Annotated in this window: 24 protein-coding genes; 8 read left to right on the forward strand and 16 right to left on the reverse strand. The window is 70.4% G+C overall.

Annotated elements, in window-relative coordinates; all coding sequences use genetic code 11:
• Positions 1–10: 10 nt before the first annotated feature.
• The 8 genes from ACQEWB_RS08670 to ACQEWB_RS08705 form a co-directional block, all read right to left on the reverse strand.
• Positions 11–1,198 (reverse strand): acetylornithine transaminase, encoded by a 1,188-nt coding sequence (locus tag ACQEWB_RS08670; protein WP_432828725.1) that lies wholly within the window; start codon positions 1,196–1,198, stop codon positions 11–13.
• Positions 1,195–2,106, reverse strand: coding sequence for an acetylglutamate kinase (gene argB / locus ACQEWB_RS08675; protein ID WP_432828727.1), 912 nt, complete (start codon positions 2,104–2,106; stop codon positions 1,195–1,197). Before argB ends, ACQEWB_RS08670 begins: the two co-directional genes overlap by 4 nt.
• A complete protein-coding gene (argJ, locus tag ACQEWB_RS08680) occupies positions 2,103–3,254 on the reverse strand; it encodes a bifunctional glutamate N-acetyltransferase/amino-acid acetyltransferase ArgJ (RefSeq protein ID WP_432828729.1) in 1,152 nt (383 codons plus the stop codon). Before argJ ends, argB begins: the two co-directional genes overlap by 4 nt.
• Complete coding sequence (argC, locus tag ACQEWB_RS08685; protein WP_432828731.1) at positions 3,251–4,279, reverse strand: N-acetyl-gamma-glutamyl-phosphate reductase; 1,029 nt, start codon at positions 4,277–4,279, stop codon at positions 3,251–3,253. The genes argJ and argC overlap by 4 nt, the downstream gene beginning before the upstream one ends.
• A gap of 45 nt (positions 4,280–4,324) precedes the next feature.
• The gene (locus ACQEWB_RS08690) at positions 4,325–4,735 is read right to left on the reverse strand and encodes a GtrA family protein (protein WP_432828733.1); all 411 of its coding nucleotides are present in this window, start codon (positions 4,733–4,735) and stop codon (positions 4,325–4,327) included.
• On the reverse strand, positions 4,735–5,685 hold the full coding sequence (locus ACQEWB_RS08695; RefSeq protein WP_432828735.1) for a glycosyltransferase family 2 protein: 951 nt from the start codon (positions 5,683–5,685) through the stop codon (positions 4,735–4,737). The genes ACQEWB_RS08690 and ACQEWB_RS08695 overlap by 1 nt, the downstream gene beginning before the upstream one ends.
• A 19-nt stretch (positions 5,686–5,704) precedes the next feature.
• Complete coding sequence (locus ACQEWB_RS08700; RefSeq protein ID WP_432828737.1) at positions 5,705–8,365, reverse strand: YfhO family protein; 2,661 nt, start codon at positions 8,363–8,365, stop codon at positions 5,705–5,707.
• A 176-nt stretch (positions 8,366–8,541) separates the two neighbouring features.
• On the reverse strand, positions 8,542–9,138 hold the full coding sequence (locus ACQEWB_RS08705) for an ABATE domain-containing protein (RefSeq protein WP_432828739.1): 597 nt from the start codon (positions 9,136–9,138) through the stop codon (positions 8,542–8,544).
• Between the two features lie 81 nt (positions 9,139–9,219).
• On the opposite strand from ACQEWB_RS08705, the gene ACQEWB_RS08710 reads away from it, so the two are divergent.
• Together ACQEWB_RS08710 and ACQEWB_RS08715 are read left to right on the forward strand one after the other, a co-directional pair.
• The gene (locus ACQEWB_RS08710) at positions 9,220–10,452 is read left to right on the forward strand and encodes a cysteine desulfurase (protein ID WP_432828741.1); all 1,233 of its coding nucleotides are present in this window, start codon (positions 9,220–9,222) and stop codon (positions 10,450–10,452) included.
• 81 nt (positions 10,453–10,533) lie between these two features.
• Positions 10,534–10,974, forward strand: coding sequence for a carboxymuconolactone decarboxylase family protein (locus ACQEWB_RS08715; protein WP_432843712.1), 441 nt, complete (start codon positions 10,534–10,536; stop codon positions 10,972–10,974).
• On the opposite strand, the gene ACQEWB_RS08720 is transcribed toward ACQEWB_RS08715, so the two are convergent.
• Positions 10,961–13,447 (reverse strand): alpha-L-arabinofuranosidase C-terminal domain-containing protein, encoded by a 2,487-nt coding sequence (locus tag ACQEWB_RS08720; protein ID WP_432828743.1) that lies wholly within the window; start codon positions 13,445–13,447, stop codon positions 10,961–10,963. The genes ACQEWB_RS08715 and ACQEWB_RS08720 overlap by 14 nt on opposite strands.
• Positions 13,448–13,607: 160 nt before the next feature.
• On the opposite strand from ACQEWB_RS08720, the gene ACQEWB_RS08725 reads away from it, so the two are divergent.
• Positions 13,608–14,069: a DUF6314 family protein gene (locus tag ACQEWB_RS08725; RefSeq protein ID WP_432828745.1), complete on the forward strand. Its 462-nt coding sequence runs from the start codon at positions 13,608–13,610 to the stop codon at positions 14,067–14,069.
• Here the strand turns inward: ACQEWB_RS08725 and ACQEWB_RS08730 are convergent.
• Both ACQEWB_RS08730 and ACQEWB_RS08735 read right to left on the reverse strand, forming a co-directional pair.
• On the reverse strand, positions 14,051–14,644 hold the full coding sequence (locus tag ACQEWB_RS08730; RefSeq protein ID WP_432828747.1) for a histidine phosphatase family protein: 594 nt from the start codon (positions 14,642–14,644) through the stop codon (positions 14,051–14,053). The genes ACQEWB_RS08725 and ACQEWB_RS08730 overlap by 19 nt on opposite strands.
• 103 nt (positions 14,645–14,747) lie before the next feature.
• Entirely contained in the window at positions 14,748–15,185 is a 438-nt protein-coding gene (locus tag ACQEWB_RS08735) for a GNAT family N-acetyltransferase (protein ID WP_432828749.1), read from the reverse strand.
• A gap of 131 nt (positions 15,186–15,316) precedes the next feature.
• Here ACQEWB_RS08735 and ACQEWB_RS08740 point away from each other — a divergent pair, with 131 nt between their 5' ends.
• Positions 15,317–15,703 (forward strand): Imm32 family immunity protein, encoded by a 387-nt coding sequence (locus ACQEWB_RS08740; protein WP_432828751.1) that lies wholly within the window; start codon positions 15,317–15,319, stop codon positions 15,701–15,703.
• 34 nt (positions 15,704–15,737) lie between these two features.
• On the opposite strand, the gene ACQEWB_RS08745 is transcribed toward ACQEWB_RS08740, so the two are convergent.
• Complete coding sequence (locus ACQEWB_RS08745) at positions 15,738–17,174, reverse strand: PLP-dependent aminotransferase family protein (protein ID WP_432828753.1); 1,437 nt, start codon at positions 17,172–17,174, stop codon at positions 15,738–15,740.
• Here ACQEWB_RS08745 and ACQEWB_RS08750 point away from each other — a divergent pair.
• Together ACQEWB_RS08750 and ACQEWB_RS08755 are read left to right on the forward strand one after the other, a co-directional pair.
• Entirely contained in the window at positions 17,173–18,096 is a 924-nt protein-coding gene (locus ACQEWB_RS08750; protein ID WP_432828755.1) for a DMT family transporter, read from the forward strand. The two genes, ACQEWB_RS08745 and ACQEWB_RS08750, sit on opposite strands and share 2 nt — an antisense overlap.
• Before the next feature lie 93 nt (positions 18,097–18,189).
• Positions 18,190–18,384: a DUF1918 domain-containing protein gene (locus ACQEWB_RS08755; protein WP_432828757.1), complete on the forward strand. Its 195-nt coding sequence runs from the start codon at positions 18,190–18,192 to the stop codon at positions 18,382–18,384.
• Position 18,385: 1 nt separating this feature from the next.
• Here the strand turns inward: ACQEWB_RS08755 and ACQEWB_RS08760 are convergent, their stop codons facing one another.
• Complete coding sequence (locus ACQEWB_RS08760) at positions 18,386–19,657, reverse strand: glycoside hydrolase family 10 protein (RefSeq protein WP_432828759.1); 1,272 nt, start codon at positions 19,655–19,657, stop codon at positions 18,386–18,388.
• Between the two features lie 187 nt (positions 19,658–19,844).
• Here ACQEWB_RS08760 and ACQEWB_RS08765 point away from each other — a divergent pair, with 187 nt between their 5' ends.
• Positions 19,845–20,705, forward strand: a complete 861-nt coding sequence (locus ACQEWB_RS08765) for a 3-hydroxybutyryl-CoA dehydrogenase (protein ID WP_432828761.1) — start codon at positions 19,845–19,847, stop codon at positions 20,703–20,705.
• A 216-nt stretch (positions 20,706–20,921) separates the two neighbouring features.
• A complete protein-coding gene (locus ACQEWB_RS08770; RefSeq protein ID WP_432828763.1) occupies positions 20,922–21,179 on the forward strand; it encodes a hypothetical protein in 258 nt (85 codons plus the stop codon).
• A gap of 128 nt (positions 21,180–21,307) precedes the next feature.
• Here the strand turns inward: ACQEWB_RS08770 and ACQEWB_RS08775 are convergent, their stop codons facing one another.
• The 3 genes from ACQEWB_RS08775 to ACQEWB_RS08785 form a co-directional block, all read right to left on the reverse strand.
• Positions 21,308–21,847 carry an NUDIX hydrolase gene (locus tag ACQEWB_RS08775; protein WP_432828765.1) on the reverse strand — a complete coding sequence of 180 codons (540 nt, stop codon included), beginning with the start codon at positions 21,845–21,847 and terminating at the stop codon, positions 21,308–21,310.
• Between the two features lie 75 nt (positions 21,848–21,922).
• Complete coding sequence (locus ACQEWB_RS08780; RefSeq protein ID WP_432828767.1) at positions 21,923–23,263, reverse strand: transcriptional regulator; 1,341 nt, start codon at positions 23,261–23,263, stop codon at positions 21,923–21,925.
• A gap of 351 nt (positions 23,264–23,614) precedes the next feature.
• Complete coding sequence (locus ACQEWB_RS08785) at positions 23,615–24,601, reverse strand: PP2C family protein-serine/threonine phosphatase (protein ID WP_432828769.1); 987 nt, start codon at positions 24,599–24,601, stop codon at positions 23,615–23,617.
• Positions 24,602–24,676 lie beyond the last annotated feature (75 nt).

Below are 24,676 nucleotides of genomic sequence, written 5' to 3' on the forward strand. Positions count from 1 at the left end.
TCACTCCGGATCATCCGTCCCCGTGGGCGTCGTCCAGGATGCCCGGCAGCGCCCGGAGCAACGCGTCCGCCTCACCGTCCCCGAGCGTCAGCGGCGGCATCAGCCGTACGACGTCGGCGGCTGGCGCGTTCACCAGGAAACCGGCCTCCTGAGCCGCCTGCTGCACCTTCGGCGCGAGCGGCCCGGTGAGCACGATACCCAGGAGAAGACCCGCGCCCCGGACATGGTCGATCAACGGGTGGCCCAGTGACTCGATTCCGTCCCGCAACTTCCCGCTCTGCCGCTTGACGTTCTCCAGCAACCCCTCGTTCTCGATCGTGTCGAGCACGGCGAGTCCGGCGGCGCAGGCGACCGGGTTGCCGCCGAAGGTCGTGCCGTGGTGCCCGGGCCGGAGCAGCTCCGCGGCCCGCCCGAAGGCGACGGTCGCACCCAGCGGCAGCCCGCCGCCGAGCCCCTTGGCCAGCGTGACCACGTCCGGCAGCACGCCCTCGTGGGCCTGGTACTCGAACCAGTTCCCGGTACGACCGATTCCGGTCTGTACCTCGTCCAGGACCAGCAGTGCCCCGTGCGCGGCGGTGATCGCCCGGGCCGCCTTGAGGTAGCCGGCGGGCGGGACGACGACCCCGTTCTCGCCCTGGATCGGCTCGATGACGACGAGCGCGGTCTCCTCGGTGACGGCGGCCGCGAGGGCCTGCGCGTCGCCGTACGGGACGTGCGTGACGTCGCCGGGCAGCGGCAGGAACGGCTCCTGCTTTCCGGGCTGGCCGGTGAGCGCGAGGGCGCCCATGGTGCGGCCGTGGAAGCCGCCCTGGGTGGCGACCATGTGGGTGCGCCCGGTCAGCCGGCCGATCTTGAAGGCGCCCTCGTTGGCCTCGGCGCCGGAGTTGCAGAAGTAGACCTTGCCGTCCCGGCCGAAGAGCTGGAGCAGCTTCTCGGCGAGCGCGACCGGCGGTTCGGCGATGAAGAGGTTGGAGACATGGCCCAGCGAGGCGATCTGCGTGCTCACGGCCTCCACGATCGCCGGGTGGGCGTGCCCGAGCGCGTTGACCGCGATACCGCCGACGAAGTCGGTGTACTCCTTGCCGTCGGCGTCCCACAGCTTGGCGCCGGCGCCGCGTACGAGGGGCAGCCGGGGGGTGCCGTAGTTGTTCATGAGCGAGCCCTGCCACCGCTGGGTCAGCTCCTGATTGCCTGTCATACCGAGTCCCCCTGCGGCTCGTCGGGCACGACCATCGTGCCGATGCCCTCGTCGGTGAAGATCTCCAGCAGGATCGAGTGCTGGACCCGGCCGTCGATGACGCGGGCGGTGGTCACGCCGCCTCGTACGGCGTGCAGACAGCCCTCCATCTTCGGCACCATGCCGGAGCTCAACTCCGGCAGCAGCTTCTCCAGTTGGGAAGCCGTGAGGCGGCTGATCACCTCGTCGCTGTTCGGCCAGTCCTCGTAGAGGCCCTCGACGTCCGTGAGGACCATGAGGGTTTCGGCGCCAAGCGCAGCAGCGAGTGCCGCAGCCGCCGTATCAGCATTGACGTTGTAGACATGTCCGTCGTCCTGGCTACGGGCGATCGACGAGACGACCGGGATACGGCCGTCGGCGAGCAGTGCCTCGATCGCGCCCGTGTCGATCTCGGTGATCTCGCCCACCCGCCCGATGTCGACCAACTCCCCGTCGATCTCGGGCTGGTGCTTGGTGGCGGTGATGGTGTGCGCGTCCTCGCCGGTCAACCCGACGGCCAGCGGCCCGTGTTGGTTGAGCAGGTTCACCAGCTCGCGCTGCACCTGCCCGGCCAGCACCATCCGTACGACGTCCATGGCGTCCTCGGTGGTGACCCTCAGGCCGGCCTTGAACTCGCTGACGATGCCGTGTCTGTCGAGGGCGGCGCTGATCTGCGGGCCGCCGCCGTGCACGACGACCGGCTTGAGGCCGGCGTGGTGCAGGAAGACGACGTCCTGGGCGAAGGCGGCCTTGAGGTCCTCGTCGATCATGGCGTTGCCGCCGAACTTGATGACGACCGTCTTGCCGTTGTGCCTGACCAGCCAGGGCAGCGCCTCGATGAGGATCTGGGCCTTGGGCAGCGCGGTGTGTTTGCGGGTCACATTGCTCATGAGGAGTAGGCGCTGTTCTCGTGGACGTAGTCGGCGGTGAGGTCGTTGGTCCAGATGGTGGCGGTCTCGGCGCCGGCGGCGAGGTCGGCGACGATGTGCACCTCGCGGTAGCGCATGTCGACCTTCTCCCGGTCCTCGCCGACGCCGCCGTTCTTGCACACCCAGACGCCGTTGATGGCGACGTTCAACCGGTCCGACTCGAAGGCGGCCTTGGTGGTGCCGATCGCGGACAGTACGCGGCCCCAGTTGGGGTCCTCGCCGTGGATCGCGCACTTGAGGAGGTTGTTGCGGGCGATGGAGCGGCCCACCTCGACGGCGTCGTCCTCGCTGGCCGCGTTGACGACCTCGACCTTGATGTCCTTGCTGGCGCCCTCGGCGTCCCGGATCAGCTGCTGACCGAGGTCGTCGCAGACCTGCCGTACCGCCTCCGCGAACTCCGCGTATTCCGGGGTGACTTCGGAGGAGCCGGAGGCGAGCAGCAGCACGGTGTCGTTGGTGGACATGCAGCCGTCGGAGTCGACGCGGTCGAAGGTGGTCCGGGTCGCGTCGCGAAGTGCCTTGTCCAGCAGGTCACTCGAGACGACCGCGTCCGTGGTGAGGACGACCAGCATGGTGGCCAGGCCCGGGGCGAGCATGCCCGCTCCCTTCGCCATGCCGCCGACGGTCCAGCCGTCCTTGGTGACGACGGACGTCTTGTGGACGCTGTCGGTGGTCTTGATGGCGATGGCGGCCTTCTCGCCGCCGTGCTCGGAGAGCTGGGCCGCGGCGGTCTCGACTCCCGGGAGGAGCTTGTCCATCGGGAGCAGGACGCCGATGAGACCGGTGGAACAGACGGCGACCTCGATCGCGCCCCGGCCCAGCACCTCGGCGACCTTCTCGGCGGTCGCGTGCGTGTCCTGGAAGCCCTTGGGGCCCGTACAGGCGTTGGCGCCACCGGAGTTGAGGACGACCGCGGAGATCTGGCCGCCCTTGAGGGCCTGCTCGGACCAGAGCACCGGCGCGGCCTTCACGCGGTTGGAGGTGAAGACACCGGCGGCGGCACGGCGGGGTCCGTCGTTGACCACGAGGGCCAGGTCCGGGTTGCCGTTCTCCTTGATCCCGGCTGCGATGCCCGCAGCCCGGAATCCCTTGGCTGCCGTGACGCTCACGGTGCGACTCCGATCGTGGAAAGCCCGGTGGACTCGTCGAGCCCGAGGGCGAGGTTCATGCTCTGGACGGCACCGCCCGCGGTGCCCTTGGTCAGGTTGTCGATGGCGCTGATCGCGATGATGCGGCCCGCCGCCGCGTCGTACGCGACCTGTATCTGAACGGCGTTGGAACCGTAGACGGACGCCGTCGCGGGCCACTGCCCCTCCGGCAGCAGATGGACGAAGGGCTCGTCGGCACAGGCCTTCTCGTAGGCGGCCCGGAGGGACTCCCCCGTCACCCCCGCGACGGCCTTGGCGCTGCACGTGGCGAGGATCCCGCGCGGCATCGGCGCGAGCGTCGGCGTGAAGGAGACGGAGACCCGCTCCCCCGCCGCCGCACTGAGGTTCTGGATGATCTCGGGCGTGTGCCGGTGACCGCCGCCGACGCCGTACGGCGACATGGAGCCCATGACCTCGCTGCCCAGCAGGTGCGGCTTGGCCGCCTTGCCGGCGCCCGAAGTGCCGGAGGCGGCGACGATCACGGCCTCGTTCTCGGCGAGTCCGGCCGCGTAGGCCGGGAAGAGGGCCAGCGAGGCGGCGGTCGGGTAGCAACCGGGTACCGCGATGCGCTTGGACCCCTCCAGCGCGGCGCGGGCACCCGGCAGTTCAGGGAGGCCGTAGGGCCAGGTCCCGGCGTGTGCGGAGCCGTAGAACCGCTCCCAGTCGGCCGCGTCCTTCAGCCGGAAGTCGGCGCCCATGTCGACGACCAGGACGTCCGGGCCGAGCTGCTCGGCGACGGCGGCGGACTGGCCGTGGGGCAGGGCGAGGAAGACGACGTCGTGTCCGGCGAGGACCCCGGGGGTGGTCTCCTGGAGCACGCGGTCGGCCAGCGGCAGCAGATGCGGCTGGAGCGCGCCGAGCTGCTGGCCGGCGTTGGAGTTGCCGGTCAGGGCACCGATCTCGACCTCGGGGTGCGCCAGGAGCAGACGCAGGAGCTCTCCGCCCGCGTATCCGCTCGCACCGGCCACTGCCGCACGTACCGCCATGTCATCCTCCTCCTGGATGGCACGACTATACGTATCGCTGCATGTTTATGCAATCCCGGCGCTCTCGGCCTCCACCTCGGCCGCGGCGGCCTCCGCCTTGGGGAGCATGATCCAGCGGGAGACCACGAAGGTCACCGGGATGGCTCCCAGGGACGCGAGCAGCGGGGAGAGGCGGCTGCTGAAGTGGAGCAGGTCGACGAGGACGTACACACCCGTCGTGGTGATCACGAAATTCGCCGCGTTCGTCAGCGGGAACAGCAGGAATTTCCTCAGGGTCGGACGCGTCCGATAGGTGAACCGAGCATTGAGGAAAAAGGAACCAGTCATGCTGATGAAGGTCGCGAGGATATGCGCGGCCAGATAGGGCATGTGCGGCAGGAGCAGCAGATAGGGCGCGTAATAGGTGCCCGTGTTCAGGACGCCGATGGCGGCGAAGGTGAGCATCTGCCGCGTCATCACTGAATGAGATCCTTCGCTCGCTTCACGTTGCTGGCCTTCACCAGGAAGTGCGGGCGGCCCTTCACCTCGTAGTAGATCCGGCCGGTGTACTCCCCTATGACGCCCAGCATGACCATCTGGACCCCGGCCACACCCGTGACGGCCGTGATGATGGTGACATAGCCGGGTGTCTGCACGCCGTTGACGAGGGCGGCCGCCACGATCCAGGCGGTGTAGACGCCGGCGACCGTGAGCAGGCCCATGCCCAGGTAGAGGGCGGCGCGCAGCGGGCGGTTGTTGAAGGAGATGAGGCCGTCCAGGCCGTAGTTGAGCAGGCCCTTGAAGGTCCAGGAGCTGCGGCCGGCCTCGCGCACGGCGTTCTCGTACTCGAAGGTCGTGCTGGGGAAGCCGACCCAGGCGAACAGGCCCTTGGAGAAGCGGTTGTACTCGGTGAGGTCCAGGACCGCGTCCACCACCCGGCGGGACATCAGGCGGAAGTCGCCGACGCCGTCGACGAGTTCGACGTCGACGAGGCGGTTGACGAGCCGGTAGTAGAGGCGGGCGGTGAGGGTGCGGGCCATGCCGTCGCCGGTCCTGGTGCGGCGGGCGATGACCTGGTCGTGGCCCTCGGCGCGCAGCTGCACCATGCGCTTGATCAGCTCCGGCGGGTGCTGGAGGTCCGCGTCCATGACGATCACGGAGTCGCCCGAGGCGTGCTTCAGACCGGCCAACAGGGCTGCTTCCTTGCCGAAGTTGCGGCTGAAGGAGACGTACCGGACCCGCGCGTCCAGGTCGGCCAGCCGCTGGAGTACGTGCAGCGTACGGTCGCGGCTGCCGTCGTCGACGTACACGAACTCCATGTCGTGGCCGAGCGGAAGGAGTTCCTCGGCGACCTTCTGGACCTCGTCGTGGAAGCGTTCGAGGACGTCTTCCTCGTTGTAACAGGGTGCGATGATCGATATGAGCATGGTTCCCCCCTGGGGCGGTTCAGAGAGCGCCGGTCACGCGCTCACGCGGGCGGACAGGTGTGGTCGTGGGTGCCGGCGGCTGCGGGGTGCGCCGGCGGCGGACGGCGGAGAGGACGCCGAGCAGGACGAGGGACAGCAGCGAAGCGGCCCCGACGGTGGTACCCAGTCGCAGCCCGGGCGGATGGAACGTGCAGGTGAGGCTGGTCGACGAGCCGTCCAGGGGTACGGCGATCAGGCCGTGGTACGCCTTTGCCGGTACGGCGGTGGCGTCGCCGGCGGCACAGCGCCAGCCGGCGATGCGGGGGGCCGCGACCACCGCGACTCCCTTGCTGCCCGCGGGGAGTCGGGCCCGGACCGTGGCGTCGTCGACGGAGACACTGGTCGCGCCGGTGGACTTCAGGTGCTCGACGGCGGTGTGCAGGCGGGCGGTGTCGAGGCAGCCGACGGCGCCCTGCGGGACGCGGCTGTCGCGGTTCGGCGTCAGCTCGATCCGGAGGCGGCCGGAGGCCGGGACCGTGCCCAGGCGCTGCATCGCCGCGATCTTGGTGACGAGGGCGTCCGAACGGAACCGTCCGGTCGGGCCGTTGCCGGTCTGGGCGGTGCCGGAGTAGTGCGGTGCCCAGAGGTAGACCTCGCTGCCTGCCGGGCAGTTGGCGGTGATCGACGGCTTCTCGGTGGCGCCGGGCGCGCGGGCGGGGACGAGCAGCCCGGGGTGCGCGGCGTCGCCGGCGGCCGGGGGCTTGCCGGTGCCGGTGCGGATCGTGACGCTGGGGACGGTGTAGACGCGGGCGCCCAGCAGGAGTTCCTGGTTCCGGTACGGCGACGGACCCCACTGGGACGCGGACGCGTCGGACGGTCGTACCGTCACCAGGGGCGGCACGTCCTGCCGGGTCACCGTCGGACGGGTGCCGCCCTGCTCGAACCAGTTCTGGTGCGGGTCCGGCGGGGAGTGCACCCGGGCGCCGATGGAGAACACCGCGTCGGTGACGGGGTTGTCGAGGCTCTGCAGGCTGCGGCCCCGGGAGGTCCAGCCGCCGCCGAGGGCGGTGAGCATACGACTGAGGTCGTCCGAGGTCAGGCTGCTGTAGTACTGGGTGCCCTCGCCGCCGACCACCATCGGGTCGTTGGCTACGGTCTGCTCGCGACCCGGGTCGGTCCGATAGCGGGGCCAGCCGTCAGCGCGCGCGATCACGGCCGCCTGCTCCTGCTGCCGGTCGCCCCAGGGCGCGTAGTCGTCCATGTGGCCGAGACGCAGCCGGGTGGCCTGGGCGGAGGTGGCCATGGCCTCGCCGAACTGGCCGCCGAACAGGAGGAGTACGGCGAGGGCGGCGAGGGCGGTGCGATGACCCTTACCGGTGGACCGCAGCTCGGTGTACCGCAGCAGGGCCAGCCCGCCCGCCGCGCCGACGACCGCGAGCCCGAACACCGCCCAGGTCACGTGGTGCACCAGGGCGCTCCGGCTCGCCGCGGCCGCGATCAGCGCCAGCAGCGCGCCCGCCGCGCCCAGCGCGCGCCGGTCGGGCGGGCCGTAGGCGAGTGCGTGCCAGGCCGCGATCACCAGCAGGCCGCACAGGACGAACGCCTGGCGGTACGGGCTGCCCTGCGGGGTGGCGAAGGCGTGCCAGACCAGGTGGGTCGGGGCCCACTGGAGCGACAGCGTCACCGCGACGACCAGCACCGTCCAGGCGAGCCGCGTCCGGCGCGGGACCGCCCGGTGGAAGGGCAGGGCGAGGGCGAGCAGAAGGGCCGCGGTGCCGGCGTAGACGGCCGGGCTGCCGAAGCTGTACGTCGTCGGGAGCAGGCGGGCCAGCAGGTCCTGGGTCGGGACCGGGCTGAAGTCCACCACCCGTCCGGGGTAGGCGTGTCTGGTGCCGAAGTACACGACCGTCACGAGCGGGGCGGCCAGGCCCACGCCCAGGCCGACGGTGAGCGCCGCGCGGCCGACGGACCGCAGGCGCTGCCGGTTGGAGAGGTCGGACAGCCACAGCCGGAGCAGCAGCACCAGGGCGGCGGCGAGGGTCGCCATGTAGGCCGTGTAGAAGTTGGCGATCCAGGCGAGCGCCACGATCAGCACGCCGAGGAGCGGTCGCCGGCGTTGCACCGTCCACTCGCCGACCAGGCACAGCAGCGGCAGGGCGAGCAGCCCGTCGAGCCACATCGGGTTGTACGAGGCGACCGCGAGGCTCCAGCCGCAGAGGGCGTACGACGCCCCGAGCAGGCCCGCGCCCCACCAGCGGCCGCGGCGCAGGGCGAGCAGCAGCCAGGCCATGGCGGCCCCGGCGGACGCCGTCTTCAGCACCGTGATCACGTACACCGCGAGGTCGATCTCGTCCCGCGGGAAGACACCGACGAGCAGGGCGAAGGGGCTGCCGAGGTACGTGCCGACGTCGGGCAGGAAGCTGGAGCCCAACCCGGACTGCCAGTTGACGAAGAGACCGCCGTGGGCCCGGCCGTGCAGCAGGTCCCACAGGTGGGCGTGGAAGGGTACGTACTGGTTGCCGAGGTCGTTGACCTCGCGGGTGCGGGACCCGAAGGGGTAGCTGCCGGCGAGGGCGTCGGCGGCGCAGAACACGGCTGTGGTGAGCACGGCCGCGAGCAGGGCGGCAGCCTTCTTCGGTGAGATCCCCGGGAATGGGAAATGGCCGCTCGAAACGGCTTTGGACAGGGTCGAGCGATCCATTCCTTGGCACTCCCCGCGGGTCATTGATTCGCGGAGTTAGACGGACCGACTTTCCCTTTGGTTGCCCCCCTCACAGGAAGTGGCAAGGTTAGTTCCGAATGGCGGCACTTCTTATTCAATAACTTGGTTAACGGCCGGGAAACGCAAATATCCCGGCATGCAATTTAATGGTGAACTCACCGTGTTTTCCGGGCCGCGTAGGCCCGCGCCGCCCGCACCCGGTTGCCGCACTTCGTCGTGCACCAGCGCCGGGCGCCGTGGGAGCGCAGGAACCAGCGGTCGCAGCCCTGTGCGGCGCACTCGGTGAGCGTGTCCGCCTCGGCGCCGGTGAGCAGGTCGGTGGCGTCCTCGGCGAGGAGGGAGAGCGCGGCGGCGGACGGGTTGCCGACGTCGGGCTCGTCGGCGCGGTGCGGGCCGTCGGCACCCCAGGCGAGCCGTGGGGTGGAGGGGGCGGCGGCTAGCGCGGTGTTGAGGGTGGCCAGGTGCTCGGCCGGCGGGCGCGCGTGAGCGCCGTATGCCTCGAAGAGTGCGCGGAGCGCCTCGCGCAGGGCGAGGAGCCTGCCGAACTGGCGGCCGTTCAGAGCCACCCGGTCGGGCAGCAGCTCGTGCCGTACGAGCCACAGGTGCGCGGACTCGGTGTCGTCGAGCAGGTCGATCTCGCCGTGACTGAGGGTGAACCGCGTGTTGACCAGGGCCAGCGAGAGGTAGCGCTCCTCGCCGGGGACCGGGAGGTGGGACAGGTAGACGGGGGCGTCGGATTCCACGGACCTCATGGTAATGCTTGCGATTCTCCGTGAGGAGGCCTAGCGTGCCTCACGGAAAAAGGACAACGAAACCGTGAGAGGTGAGAGGCCGTGGGCTTCGACGTGGACGCGCTGCGCAGGGACTTCCCGATCCTGGAGCGGACGGTGGACAGCGGCGCCCGGCTGGTCTACCTGGACTCCGGCGCCACCACCCAGAAGCCGCTCCAGGTGCTCGACGCGGAGCGCGAGTTCTACCTGACGCACAACGCGGCCGTGCACCGCGGCGCGCACCAGCTGGCCGGCGAGGCGACGGAGGCGTACGAGAACGCGCGGCAGACGATCGCGCGCTTCGTCGGGGCACGGGACGACGAGATCGTCTTCACCAAGAACACCACCGAGGGCATCAACCTGGTCGCCTACGCCCTCGGCAACGCCCGCCGACTCGGCCCCGGCGACCGGATCGTGGTCACGGAGATGGAGCACCACGCCAACCTGGTGCCCTGGCAGCAGCAGGCCGAGCGCACCGGCGCGACGCTGGACTGGTTCGGCCTCACCGACGAGGGCCGCCTGGACCTGACCCGGATCGACGAACTGCTCGACGAACGCACCAGGGTGCTGGCCGTCACCCACCAGTCGAACGTCCTGGGCACCCTCAACCCGGTCCGCGAACTCGCCGACCGGGCCCATGAGTTCGGCACCCTCGTCGTGGTCGACGGCGCCCAGTCGGTCCCCCACCGCCCGGTCGACGTGACCGAGCTGGGCGCGGACTTCCTCGCCTTCTCCGGCCACAAGATGCTAGGCCCGAACGGCGTCGGCGTGCTGTGGGGCAGGCGCGAACTCCTCGCCGGACTCCCGCCGTTCCTCACCGGCGGCTCGATGATCGAGGTGGTCGAGATGGACCGCACGACCTTCCTGCCGCCACCGCAGCGCTTCGAGGCGGGCGTGCCGATGACGTCCCAGGCGGTGGGACTCGCGGCGGCGGTCGAGTACCTGGAGGCGCTGGGCATGGCGGAGGTGGCGGCGCACGAGGAGGAGCTCACCGCCCGTGCGCTGCGGCTGCTCGGCGAGGTCCCGGGCGTACGGATCGTCGGCCCGGCCGACCTCACCGACCGCGGTTCGGCCGTCTCCTTCACGGTCGACGGCATCCATCCGCACGACGTCGGCCAGGTCCTGGACGAGCGGGGCGTCGCCGTCCGCGTCGGCCACCACTGCGCCCGCCCGATCGTGAAGCGGTACGGCATCCCGGCGACGACCCGGGCGAGCTTCTACGTGTACAACACCCCGGACGAGGTGGACGCGCTGGTGGCGGGTGTCCGCGCCGCTCAGAAGTACTTCGGGCAGTGACCGCCGGGTCCGCTTGACCTGGAGTGCGCTCGAACTCCTACGGTCTTGTTCATGACCAACGCAGACATGAGCGGCGCAGACATGAACGAGAGCACCACCCGTGACGAGCGTTTCACCCGCGGCCTGGAGGTGCTGCGGCGCGTGGACGGCGAGGCCGGGCAGCGGGTCATCGACTCGCTCTCCGACATCAGCCCCGAGCTGGGGCACCAGATCGTCGCCTGGGGCTTCGGCGAGATCTACTCCCGTCCCGAACTGGAGCCGCGCGACCGCCAGTTGGTGACCCTGGGCATGCTCACCGCGCTCGGCGGCTGCGAGCCCCAGCTGGAGGTGCACGTCAACGCGGCCCTGAACGTGGGCCTGACGCCGGCGCAGATCGTCGAGGCGCTGCTGCACTCCGCCGGTTACTGCGGCTTCCCCAAGGCCCTGAACGCCACCTTCGTCGCCAAGAAGGTCTTCACCGAGCGCGGGCTGCTGCCGCTCGGACAGCAGCCCGCCGATGAGGCCCCGGCTACTTCTGCCTGATCCGCAGGAAGGTGACGGAGTTCGCCGGGAAGGTGTACGTGAACCTGTCGGCGACCCCCTCGAAGGTGGACGTCACCGGGGCGACGGCCGTGTTCGTCTCGGTGTTCACCGCGTCGGGCGCGGCGGCCAGCGTGGTGACGCGGGCCTTGGAGGCGACCTTGGCACCACCGAGGTCGATCGCCGTACGGGCCCCCGAGGACTGGGCGTTGACGACCTTGACGATCAGGTCGCCGGTCTTCTTGTCCTTGGTGACGACCTGGCGGAACGGCTCGGCCGGCTTGTCGTCCTTGAAGCTGCCCCACTCCTGGCCGTCGAGGTAGAGGGTGACCTGGCGGCCCCGTATCTTGATGTCGACGTCGTAGGCACGGCCGGTCTCGACCGACCCGGCCTTGGAGATCAGCGTCGACTTGCCGCCGTCCACGGCCTGTTCGACGGCCGACTGGGTGTTGTTCCAGCCGCCGAGGTTCCACCAGTAGTAGTTGCCGGTGTCCTTGACGCCGAAGGCGACGAGGAAGCCCTCCTTGCCGGACTTCTTGGTGGCCTTCACATGCAGGTCGTAGTCGTGCCAACTCGGGTCACCGGCCGAGACCATGGTGTTCTCGGCGGTGTCCGAGGTCTCGACGTACTGCCCGTCCTGGATCGCCCAGCTCCCGCCGCCGGTGTGCGTCCACTGCGAGGCGTCACCGGAGAAGTCGTCGCCGAGCAGCGTGTTCCCGTCGGCGTCGGTCACCTTCACGTCGTCGTACGCGGCGCTGGTGTTCCAGGTGGACAGGCCGACGGCGCCGGTGATCGGGGCGAGCAGCGAGGGCGTGCCGGTGGCGGTCGAGGGCACGACCCGGTCGCCGACGTTGGTCATGAAGAGCTTCTGGACCTCGTAGTTGGCCGAGCCCCAGGAGGCGTGGTTGTTGAACCACACCATGTCCGGGCTCCACTGGACGTAGTCCTCGTTGGCGAACAGCGGTGCGTAGGAGGCGAGTTTGACGAGGTCCGCGTTGCGTTCGAGGCCGGTCATGTACGCCGCCTCGGCCAGCCCGTTCTTGAAGGCGTTGCCCCAGGAGGCGTACTCGCCGAGGAAGACCTTGGGCCCGCTCCTGTCGTAGGAGTCGTAGCGGTCGTTGTTCTGCAGGAACCACTGCGGGCTGTTGTAGTAGTGCTCGTCGACCATGTCGACCTTGGCGTCCTTGTTCAGCTGCCAGGCCGTGTCGAAGGTCGAACCCGCGTCGTCGGGACCGGAGTTGGAGATCACCTGCATGTACGGGTACTTCGCCTGGATGGCGGCCCGGAACTGCGTGAAGCGGGCGAAGAACTCCGTCGGGAGGTTCTCCTCGTTGCCGACCTCGATGTGGGTGAGGTGGAAGGGCTTGGGATGCCCCATCCGGGCCCGCTTCTTGCCCCACTCACTCGTCACCGGCCCGTTGGCGAACTCGATGAGGTCGAGGGTGTCCTGGATGTGCCGCTTGAGCAGCGCGGGGTCGTCGACGGCCTTGTTCTGGCCGCAGCCGGTCACCAGCGCCGGGACGACGGGCAGTGGCATGGCGCCGATGTCCTCGGCGAAGCGGAAGTACTCGTAGTAGCCGAGGCCGTAACTCTGGTTGTAGCCCCAGAAGTTGGAGTTGGTCGCGCGCGTCTCGACCGGGCCGACGGTGTCCTTCCACTGGTACGAGCGCTTGCGCTGGTAGCCGGAGGCCTCGCTGTAGTCCTCCATGGAACCGGTGTTGACCAGGCAGCCGCCGGGGAAGCGCACGAAGCCCGGGTGCAGGGCGGCGACCTTCTCGGCCAGGTCCTTGCGCAGGCCGTTCGGCTCGTGCTTGTAGGTGTCGCGCGGGAAGAGGGACACCATGTCGAGGGCGGCGGCGGCCGAAGAGCCCACGGTGAGACGGCCGTTGGAGCTGGTTCGGGTGGCGGTGAAGGTGGCCTTGTACTGCGCCCAGCCGCTCTCGCCCACCTTCACCTGGCGGGCGGCGGCCAGGGTGCCGTCGGCGTCCTGCAGCGACACGGTCAGCGCGGTGCCACCGTCCGCCCGGGCCCACACCGAGAAGTCGTACTTCTTGCCCTCCTCGACCCGGACGCCGGTGTTGTATCCGGCGTTCGTGGCGGACGAACCGGCGCCCAGGGAGAGGTAGTTGCGGTTACGGGCGTTCAGGCGCCCGTCGTCGTCCACGACCTGCGCGCTGCCGGAGACGGTCCACGCGGTCAGCGGGGTGTACGAGGTGTTGTCGGCGGTCGAGTACTCGAAGGACCGATTCTGCACGAGCTCGGCGTACAGCCCGCCGTCGGCGGCCCGGTTGATGTCCTCGAAGAAGACGCCGTACATCGTCTTGTCGATCTTGGCGCCCTTGGTGCCGGGGTCGACGGTGATCGAGTAGTCGGTGACGTCCTCGGCGTGGGCGGGGGACGGAATGAGTCCGGCGGCCAGCAGGAAAGCGCTTGCACCGAGGCCGAGTCTCAGGCGGGTGCGGGTGGTGCGTGACATGGATACTCCGCGGCTCTTGATGGGTCGTTCTGCTCTGGCGGGTCTTCTGAACGGCTCGATCGTTCGAAATATCAGACAGCGGTCAGCACTTCGAACGGCAAGATAGGGAAGGGGTGTGTGCACGTCAATGGGGCCGACGGGGGGACGTAGGGTCGGGGGCATGGAAGAGAGGCCGGTGACGGGCGAGTTCTGGCCGGTGGCGGATGTGCTGGCGTTTCTCGCCGGGAGTTGGCGGGTGGAGCGCGCCGTTCGGGATCTGGTGAGCGGAGACGAGGGGCGGTTCGAGGGCGTCACCGTCTTCGGGCCGCTGGACGGGGGCGGGCTGCTGCACCACGAGTCCGGGACGTTCACCTGGCAGGGAGTCGCCCGCCCGGCCGAGCGCACGCTGCGTTTTCTGCCCGGCGGGTCACCGGGAGCGGCGGACGTCCGCTTCGCCGACGGCCGTCCCTTTCACGACCTGGATCTCAGCACCGGACGGCATGTCGCCGATCACCCCTGCTCCGCCGACCTCTACCGGGGTGAGTTCACCGTGCGGGACGAGGACCACTGGCGGACGGTGTGGCGGGTGGGCGGTCCGGCCAAGGACCTGGTGCTGGTGACCGACTACGTGCGCGAGGCCTGAGCCGGCGACCCGTCGAAGCGGAGGTTCCAGCGGCCGGCGCGGCCGGTGACGGTGGTCGTGGACAGCGGGCGGACGTCGATGTTCCAGTACGTCGACGGGGGCGCCTTCAGGGCGTACACCAACGCGGCCCGGACGACGGACGGCTCGGCGACGGCGACGATACGGCCGCCGTCCTCGACGGGGCGGGTGTCGAGCCAGTTGCCGACGCGGGCGACGAAGGCCATCAGGGACTCGCCGCCGTGCGGGGCGGAGCGCGGGTCGGCGAGCCAGGCGTCCACGGCTTCCGGCTCGCGCGCCATCGCCTCACCGAGGGTCAGCCCGCGCCAGCGGCCCATGTCGCAGTCGCGCAGGGCGAGTTGCACCAGGGGTGCGTAGCCGAGGGCGTCGCCGGTCGCACGGCTGCGCGGGGTCGGCGAGCAGTAGCGCAGTTCCGCCGCCGCCAGCGGGACCAGGTCGTGGGCGACGCGCTGGACCTCGTCCCAGCCGGCCTGATCCAGCGGACGGTCGTCCTCGAAGTGCTCGGCGAGCAGCGGGGAGCTGCGCGCGGCGGCGACGAAAGTGACCCGAAGTGGCATGCGGCGATGGTGTGACGTGAAAGTGCGCAGGTCAAGGGGTGTTGGTGAGGATTCACCGACGGTGGCCGAAACCTTACTTCAAGGTCAGGACCTGCCGGACAAGTCACTCGAAAACGAGGGCCATCCAGATGCCGGGATCGGCGAGCGGCTCGAAGCCGAGCTTGGCGTAGACGCCGTGCGCGTCGGCGGTGGCGAGCATGATGCGGCGCAGACCGAAGGGGGCCAGGTGGTCGCGGACGGCACCCACCAGAGCCGTACCGATGCTCTTGCCGCGGACGGAGGGGTCGACGTACACGTCGCAGAGCCAGGCGAAGGTGGCGTGATCGGTGACGACCCGCGCATAAGCCACCTGCTCTCCCGAACCGGTGTCATACACCCCGAAGTTGAGCGACCCGGCCATGGCCCGCTCCTGCTTCTCACGCGGACGGCCGGTTGCCCAGTAGGCGTCGGTGGACAGCCACCGGTGCACACGATCGGCATCGAGGCGCTCGGGGTCGGTGGAGATCTCGTAGCCGTCGGGGAGAGGCGGGGTGTCGGTCATGGTGGGAGGCTTGCAGGTCGGGCGGTGCGGCGTCGAGGGTTTTTCCCGGTGCCGACGCGAGGGTGGTGGACGGACGATCTCGGCGGGACCATAGGAGTTCGACCTTGTTCGATCTTGGAGGAGTGCCGCCCGTGAAGCTTGTCCTCGACCGCGCGTACGGCGAAGTGGACCTCACCGCGTCGGCGGAGCAACTGAACCGCCTGGCAAGCGCGGTGGGTGACGGCGAGGGGCTGCTCGGACCCACGTCCGCGCCGGGCGGTGACCACCTGGCGGGTGTCGAGGTCGAGACGAGTTCCGGCCCCGGGGTCCGGATCCGTCTCGACGCCCCTCGGCATGTCCTGGTGATCAGCGGTGACCCCGTCGCCAGGGCGGCACTCGCGGACGACCTGCGCGCCATGGCCGCCGCCGAGGACGGTGGCCACCTCCACATCGACTACTTCCCCGACCACCCCTACCTCATGGAGGGGACCCTGTCCCTGGTGGTCAACAGCCCGCACGGAGGCATGCCCACCCGGTGAACGGGCGAGCCTGCGGAGCATCGGATCCGCTCGTCTAGAGCACCTCGTCGCAAGCCGTCCGCAACCGCCGTACCCCCTCCGTGATCTCCCCCGCCCCGGCGACCGCCGCGAAGCTCAACCGCACGTGGGCCGCCGGGGGTTCGGCGCTGAAGTACGGGCGGCCCGGGGTGATGGCCACGCCCGCTCGTAGCGCGGCGGAGGTGAAGGCCGTGTCGTCGGTGCCGTCGGGGAGGCGGAGCCAGAGGTGGTAGCCGCCCGAGGGGATGTGCGGGAGGGCGAGGTCGGGGAGGGTGAGGCGGACGGCCGTGGACATCGTGTCCCGGCGGGACTTCAGCTCCGTCGAGATGGTGCGGAGGTGGCGGGGCCAGGCCGGGGAGCCGACGAGTTCGAGGGCCGCCTCCTGGAGCGGGCGGGGGACGAAGAAGGTGTCGACGATCTGGATGGCGCGCAGGCGTTCCAGGACCGGGCCGTGCGCGGCGAGGGCGCTGAGGCGGAAGCTCGGTGAGGTCGCCTTCGTGAGTGAGCTGACGTGGACGACCACCCCGTCGGGGTCGTCGGCGGCCAGCGGACTCGGCAGCGGTCCCGCGTCCTCGTGCACCAGCCGTCGTACGAAGTCGTCCTCGACCACGAACGCACCCGCCTCGCGGGCGATACGGAGGACTTCGCCCCGGCGATCTGGGGCCAGGACCGCGCCGGTCGGGTTCTGGAACAGGGGCTGGCAGACGAAGACGCGGGCGCCGGTCGCGCGGAACGCGTCGGCGAGGAGGGCCGGTTTCACGCCGTCCGCGTCCACGGGGACCGGGACGGGACGCAGGCCTGCCGAGCGGGCGATCGCCAACATGCCCGGATACGTGGGCGATTCGACGAGGACCGGTGCGCCGGGCGGGGCCAGTGCGCGCAACGCCGTGGTCAGCGCCGACTGGCCGCCCGCGGTGATCAGCACCTCGGCCGCCGTGACCCCGCCGCCGATCCCGCGCGCGAACCACTCCCGCAGTTCCGGGAGCCCCTCCATCGGCGGCCGGCCCCAGACGCCGGGCCGCCGGCCCGCTCGCGCAAGCGCCGCCGCCATGGCCCGCTCCGGCTGCAACGACGGGTGCAGATAGCCGCCGTTGAACTCCACGACCCCGGGCGGGGGCGCGGCCAGCGAGACGACCACGCCGGACGCGTCCACCGTGCGCGGTACGAGGTCGGCGGCGCCGTCCGCGCTCAGGGCGACCTCCTGCCAGGAGGTGTCACCGGCGGGCGGGGTGACGGTGGCCCGCGGCTCGGCGCGGAAGGCACCGGCTCCCGGCCGGGTGACGACCAGGCCCTCGGCGGCCAGCTGGGCCAGGGCCCGCGACACGGTCACCGGGCTGACCCGGTAGCGCTCGACGAGGGCACGGCTCGACGGGAGCTTTCCACCCGGCGAGTAGCGGTCGAGCTCCCGCTTCAGCTGTTTTGCCAGTTCGCCGACACTGCTACTCTCTTGCATGAGAGCAAAGAGTAGCGCTACTGCCCAGACTCCGATAGCGGTGACCACCCCACCGAAGGTGCACACCACCAGTACCGGCACCCTCCAGGCCGCCCTCGGCGTCACCGCCTTCTCCCTCACGTTCCCGGCCACCGCCTGGGGCCTTGAGGGCTTCGGGCCCTGGGCGCTCGTCGCCGTGCGGAGTGTGCTCGCCGCGCTCATCGCGGGGATCTGTCTGCTGGCGCTGCGGATCCCGGTGCCGGAGCGGCGGCACTGGGCCGGGCTCGCGGTCGTCGGCGGCGGAGTCGTGGTCGGCTTCCCGCTCCTGACCACCCTCGCGCTGCAGACGTCCACCACCGCGCACGCGGCCGTCGTGGTCGGGCTGCTGCCGCTCACCACCGCGTTGTTCTCGGCCCTGCGCATGGGCACCCGTCCTTCGCGCACCTTCTGGACGGCGGCGCTCGCGGGTGCCGCCGCGGTCGTCGCGTTCACGGTGCAGCAGAGCGGCGGCGCGCTCACGACCGCCGATCTCTACCTGTTCGCCGCCCTGTTGGTGTGCGCGGCCGGCTACACCGAGGGTGGCCGGCTGGCCCGGGTCATGCCGGGCTGGCAGGTCATCGGCTGGGCGCTGGTGCTGTGTCTGCCGCTGAGCCTGCCGGCCGCCGCGATCGCGCTGTCGTACGAACCCGTGCACCTGACCGCGCACAGCGTGGCCGGACTGCTGTGGGTCGCGGCGGGTTCGCAGTTCCTCGGTCTGGTCGTCTGGTATCGGGGCATGGCGGCGATCGGGATCCCCAAGGCCAGCCAGTTGCAGTTGGCCCAGCCGCTGCTCACACTGGTGTGGTCGGTGCTGCTGCTGGGCGAGCACCTGACGGTGGCCGCACCGCTGACGGCCGCGGCGGTGCTCGTGTGCATCGCCGTCACCCAGCGGGCGCGAGGCTGACCGGCGCGCACGCGCCGGTTCCAACCACGGCCCGGCGCCGTAAAATCGAGGCCACGGACCGTTGCTCCCGCTCCTGGTGAGGAGGCCCTACAGATGCGTGCAACCGTGGGCGACCAGCTTGTCCAGCATGGCAGGGTGGTCGGACAGCAGGACAAGGTCGGCGAGATCATCGAAGTCATGGGCCAGCAGGGCACCCCTCCGTACCGCGTCCGCTTCGAGGACGGGCACACGGGCATCTGCTCCCCCGGCCCGGACACCGAGATCCGGCACAAGGAAACGCAGCAGTAGCTCAGCGCGGGGGCTTCGCCGGCTTCTTGTAGTGGTCGGCGACCACCCGCGCCATCGCACCGATCGGGTCCTTCGCCACTTCCCTGGCGGCGAAGAAGACGTGCCCGCGTACCTGCGTGTACTTGGCGGCCAGCGTGAGGTGCCGGGAGAGTTCGGCGGGCTCCTGCCAGGCGGCGGGCTGCGCCGGGTCGCCGGCCTTGTACAGGGCCTCGCCGATGTACAGCTTCGTCGCGGTGCCCTTCGCGACGCCCGCCCACCAGGACACGAGCTTGGCGTAGTCGGCGGCGGCGAAGCCGATGTTCCAGTAGACCTGCGGAACGATGTAGTCCACCCAGTTCTGCCGCACCCACTTGCGGGTGTCCGCGTGGAGATCGTCGTACGTCTGCACACCCGCCTTGGTGTCCGAGCCCCGCGAGTCGGTCGCGATGTTCCGCCACACACCGAACGGGCTGATACCGAACTGCGTGCCGGGCCGGATCTCCTTGATGCGGGCCGCCGTCTCGCGGATCAGCTTGTCGATGTTGTCGCGGCGCCAGGCGGCCCGGTTCGGGAAGCCCGAGCCGTAGCGGTCGTAGGCGGCATCGTCGTTGAAGGTCTGGCCGGCCACCGGGTACGGGTAGAAGTAGTCGTCGAAGTGGACGGCGTCCACGGGGTACTTCTTCACCGCGTCGAGGATCGCGTTCTCGACGAAGGCGCGGACCTGCGGCAGCCCCGGGTTGTAGTAGAGCTTTCCGCCGTACGTCACCACCCAGTCCGGGTGCTTGCGCGCGGGGTGTGAGGCGATGAGCTTGGTGGGGTCGGCCTGGTTGGAGACGCGGTACGGGTTGAACCAGGCGTGCAGCTCAAGGCCGCGGGCGTGCGCCTCCTTGACCGCCGTGCCGAGCGGGTCCCAGCCCGGGGCCCTGCCCTGGGTGCCGGTGAGGACGCTCGACCAGGGCTCGTACGGCGAGGGCCACAGGGCGTCCGCGGCCGGCCGTACCTGGAAGATCACCGTGTTGAGGCGGTCCTTGACGGCCCGGTCGAGGATCGCGATCAGCTCGGCCTTCTGCTGCGCGACGGTCAGCCCCGGCTTGGACGGCCAGTCCCGGTTGGTCACGGTGGCCACCCACACGCCCCGCATCTCACCGGTCGCCCGCCTGCGAGACGCCCCCTTGTCGTCCGTGCCGCCCGCCATCGCCGCACCGGCCGCCACCGCGCCACCCCCCGCCACGAGTGCCGACAGGGTCGTCACCGCGAACGCCCGCCGCGACAGCCCAGACCTCCGGTGCAGCATTCCCCTACCTCCATGTGCCGATGCGCGTGCCAAGGCGCGATTCTGGACCCGGGCCACCTGCCGCGTCAGCCTGCCACGCGGTACCCGAACGATCGATCAACGATCGCCGGAGGTAACGTGCAGGTTTGGAGCAGGGACCGAACCAGCGGGTAACCTGCCGGATTCGTAGATCAGCGAAGGGGACGATGTGACCGACATCGAGCGCGTCGGAGTGGTCGGCTGCGGCCAGATGGGAGCGGGCATCGCCGAGGTGTGCGCCCGGTCCGGACTGGACGTGAAGGTCGCCGAGACCACCGGCGAGGCCCTGGAGATCGGCCGGACCCGGCTGTTCAACTCGCTCAACAAGGCCGCGGAGCGCGGCAAGATCACCGAGGAGGAGCGGGACGCCACCCTGGCACGGCTCAGCTTCACCACCGACCTCGGCGAGTTCGCCGACCGCGACCTGGTGATCGAGGCCGTCGTCGAGAACGAGCAGGTGAAGACGGAGATCTTCCAGGTGCTCGACCAGGTGGTGACCCGCCCGGACGCGATCCTCGCCTCCAACACCTCCTCGATCCCGCTGGTGAAGCTCGCGGTCGCCACCTCGCGCCCGGACCATATCGTCGGCATCCACTTCTTCAACCCGGCCCCGGTGCAGCAGCTCGTCGAGCTGATCCCGGCGCTCACCACCTCCGAGGGCACGCTCAGCCGCGCCCAGGCCTTCGCCGAGAAGGTGCTCGGCAAGCACGCGATCCGCGCCCAGGACCGCTCCGGCTTCGTGGTCAACGCGCTCCTGGTGCCGTATCTGCTGTCCGCCATCCGGATGTTCGAGTCGGGCATCGCGGGCCGCGAGGACATCGACAACGGCATGGAGATGGGCTGCGCCCACCCGATGGGCCCGCTGAAGCTGTCCGACCTGATCGGCCTGGACACCATCGTCTCGATCGCCAACTCGATGTACGACGAGTACAAGGAGCCGCTGTACGCCGCTCCCCCACTGCTCCAGCGCATGGTCGACGCGGGCCGGCTGGGCCGGAAGACCGGCTCGGGGTTCTACACCTACGGCTGACGGGCGATTGCACAGTGCCCGTTCCAGGGTGCTGATTACACAGTGCGACGACCGCGGGCCCGGCACTCTCCGGAGTGCCGGGCCCGCGGCATTCACACACCGTGTGCGCGGCGGGCCCGCATATGCCGCTCGCACACGCTCCCCACGCGCCCACCAGGCGAGTTGACTCTTCATGCGCATGCAAGGGATGAGACGACTACGGAAAGGAGCGGACTCGTGACCGCCGACCCCGAGCATCCCGTGGCACTTGGAGAACTCGCAGAGTTACGCCGTCGCCTCGACGTCGCCTACGCGCGTGTCGAAGGAGGGCTGGCTCTGCTCAACCATCGCACCAAGGAGACAGACAAGGAGATGGACGACCTCAGCGCCCGGATCATCGCGCTGGAGCACGCCCGCTGGCCCCTGCCGGCGATAGCGACACTGACCGCGGTAGGCGCACTGGTAGCGACACTGTGGCAGGCGCTGGGCCACTGACGCACGGCTCGGGCAGCGCCCCGAAGGGGCGCGGGGCTGTATCGATCTGCGGCTCCGCCGCGTGGGCGCGACCAGCCACAACGGACCCGCAGACGACCCACAACCCGGCGCGGCCCACCCGCGGAGCGCTACGCGTCCTGCCCGAGCCTGAGGTGGTGCAGGAGCAGTAACGCGGCCGCCATGTTGGCGGCCGGGACCTCCCCGCGGGCGATCATGTCGGGGACGAGCTTGAGCGGGACCCACTCCCGGCGGTCCGACTCGAAGTCGTCCACGGGGTGTCCGGTGTACTCGCCCTCGTCCGACCAGTAGATGTGGTGCCGGGCGTCGGTGAGGCCGTTGGACGGCTCCACCGTCATGAGGTGGTGCAGGGGCCCCGGCCGCCAGCCGGTCTCCTCCTCCAGTTCCCTGGCGGCCGCGACGGCGATGTCCTCGCCGTCCTCGACCACCCCGGCCGCGAGTTCCCACCCCCAGCTGTCGGTGATGAAACGGTGCCGCCACAGGAGGAGCACCTCGCCCGCCTCGTTCACCACCGTCGCCACGGCCACCGGCCGCAGCCGTATCAAGAAGTGATCGAGGTGCCGACCGTCCGGCAGCTCCACATCGGCGAGATTGACGCTGAACCAGCGGTTTGAGTACACAGGTTGTTCGTTCTGTTTCGTCCACTGCACGGTTCTGCCACCTTCCGTCGAGTAAGTGGCAATATCGCAGCAGGGACTGTGGGTCGGCGGTGCTCGGGAACCGGTCTACAGCGGTACGCGCAGTGCCCCGTCGATGAGTTCGGCGGCCTCGGCGGTGCCCGCGCAGCCACTGCGCACCAGGTGTTCGCGCACCGCCCGGAGTCTGTCGCGCAGCCGCTGGGACTCCATTCCACGGGCCTGTTCGGCCATCTGCACCGCGGTGGCCACCGCCTTGTCGGCGTTTCCGCGGCGCAGCTCGATCGTGCTCAGCATGGCGAGCCGGTGCACCCGCCCCCGGTCGTGCGCCGGATTGTCCACGGCGGCCGCGGCGTGCTCCCCCGCCGCCACCAGTTCCCCGAGACTCAGCAGCGCCTCCGCCACCTGGACGTTGACCAGGCCCGGCTGGACATAGCCGGTCTCGTCGGGTTCGTATCCGCGCCGGATGCGTTCGGCGGCCTGCTCGGCACGCCGGATGCAGGACAGCGCGGTCGTGCCGTCGCCGAGGTGTGCGTACGCCTTGGCCTGCATCGCGTAGAGGTCGCAGGCGAGCGCCGGCGTGATGTGCTTGCCGGCGGCCCGCAGCGCGGCCTCCGCGAAGGCGACGGCCTGCCGGTACTCCCGCATGAACAGGGCCTGGTTGACCAGCAGGGCGATCACATACGCGCCAAGTCCCCGGTCCCCGCTGGCCTTGGCCAGCCTCAGCGCCTGGTGAAAGTAGCGCTGGGCGAGCCCGTGCGCGTCGGAGTCGTAGGCGCAGATGCCCGCGATCGCCACCAACCCGCCCGTCGCCCGGTGCAGTTGACGGCCCGTCGCGTCGGTGTAGCTGCCCCGCAGCAGCGGCGCGGCCTCGGCGTTGAGGAAACCGACGATCCGGGTGCGGGTGGCTATGCCACCCGCCTTCCGGTACATCTGCTCGTAGTGGGTACGGGCCGCGCGCAGCATCTCCAGGTCGGCCGGGGTGACCCGGTGCCGCCCGCCGCGCGACACGTCCACGTCCTCGGGCGGGTTCTCCCACTCCCACACGGGCATGACCGCGGGCGTGCCGGTCACCGCCGGCGCACCCAGTATGTGCGGGCGCTGCTGCTCGTCGGAGCGCCACAGCGCGGTGGCCCGCTCGACGAAGCCGGAGAGCGAAGTGCCGTGCGGAGCCGACGGTTCGCCCGGTACGCCCAGGCCGATGTCGTCCAGCGTCACCGGCCGGTGCAGCCGTACCGCGAGGACCTCGCAGATGAGGTCGGGCACCTGTCCCCGGGGCCGCTGGCCCTTCAACCACCGTGCCACGGCGGTGTGTTCGTACCGGAGCGCGAGACCGCGTGCCCGCCCCGCCTGATTGACGTGTGCCGCCAACCCCGCGTGCGAGATCCCGGCCTCGTCCAGGATCGCGTCGAGCAGAGTGTTGGGCTGCATATATGCCCCCCGGGAGCCTCGGTGCCGTCAGAGTAGTGCGAACGCCTTCACACGGGGTGTGAACGGAGTGCCCGAATCCGCAGCGTGCGCGCACTGTCGCGGAGAGTTTCCACCCGGTTGACTGAAATGCCTCGCAAGAGGCCGGCCGGGCCGCCGGCTCCCCCTCGTACAGTGCGGCGGCCCGCTTCCGCGCCGTCCGCCCAGCTGCCTGCCCGACACTCCGTGGCGGGGCGGACGGCGTAGCCGACCAGAACAGACCGACACCGACGCCGAAGAACCAACCGACCCGCCGAGACCACGCGGGAGCGCCGGGCGCACCGCGGGGGTACGTGGCGGTTCGCGGCCTCGACGTCACGTGAGGCGGTGCGCCCGGTGTCCGACCGGCTCACCAGGGGCTTGCCGTACGACGTGTCGACGGTCGTTGCGCAGGACGAGGAGCGCGACGTCGTCGGCGGGTCTACGTCCCCCGGTGTGGCGGAGCAGCCCGGAGAGGACGGCGCGCAACACCGACTGCGGGGAGACCGGGCCGGCGGCGACGGCCTCGGCGAGCGCGGCCGGCAGCGGAAAGAACCGGCCATGACCGTCACGGGCGTCCTCGACACCGTCCGTGTGCAGGAAGAGGCTCTCGCCGGGCAGGAGTTGACCGCAGCGGACGGCGGGCAGCTCGGCCGGGAGCGGGAACGGCCCGAGGGGAGGCAGCGGTTCGGCCCGGGTGAGGGGCTCCGCCCGGGCCCCGCTGAGCAGATACGGCCACGGGTGCCCGCAGTTGAGGACGCGCACCTCGCCGTCCGGCCGGATCTCCAGCAGCAGCACGGTGACGAACTCCTCGGCGACCGGACTCTCCGGCTCGCCCCCGACCGCGGGATGCTCGGCCCGCGCCCGCTCCCTCAGGTGCCGCCCCAACGCCCGCTCCAGCCGCCGCAGCACACACCCGAGGTCCACCTCGTCGTGCACGGCCTCCCGAAAACTCCCGAGCACTGCGGCGACGGTCCCGACGGCCGCCAGCCCGTGTCCCCGCACGTCCCCCATCACGACCCGTACCCCGTGCTCGGTGGCGATGACCTCGTACAGGTCCCCACCGATGACGGCACCCCGATCCGCGGACAACTGAGCGGCGGCGACATTCAACCCGTCAACCCGAGGCGGCAACGGCCGTAACAGCACACTCTGCGCAACCCCCGCGACCTTCTTGACCTCCCGCAGCTCACGCAGCAGCGCATGCCGGACATGGAGTATCAGCCCGGTCCCCACGGCGAAGAACACGGCACTGGTGACGATCCGAGCCCCCAACCCGTTCTGCTGGGCGAGCGGACAGACCACCTTGTAGGTGATCGCCATGGCTCCCCATGCCATGGGAAGCCCGAACGCGAGCAAGCGCTTGCGAATCATGCCGATGGCCCCCCATACAGGCCC

The sequence above is a fragment of the Streptomyces sp. CA-249302 genome, from assembly GCF_050936785.1.
In the GTDB taxonomy this organism is placed as follows: Bacteria; Actinomycetota; Actinomycetes; order Streptomycetales; family Streptomycetaceae; genus Streptomyces.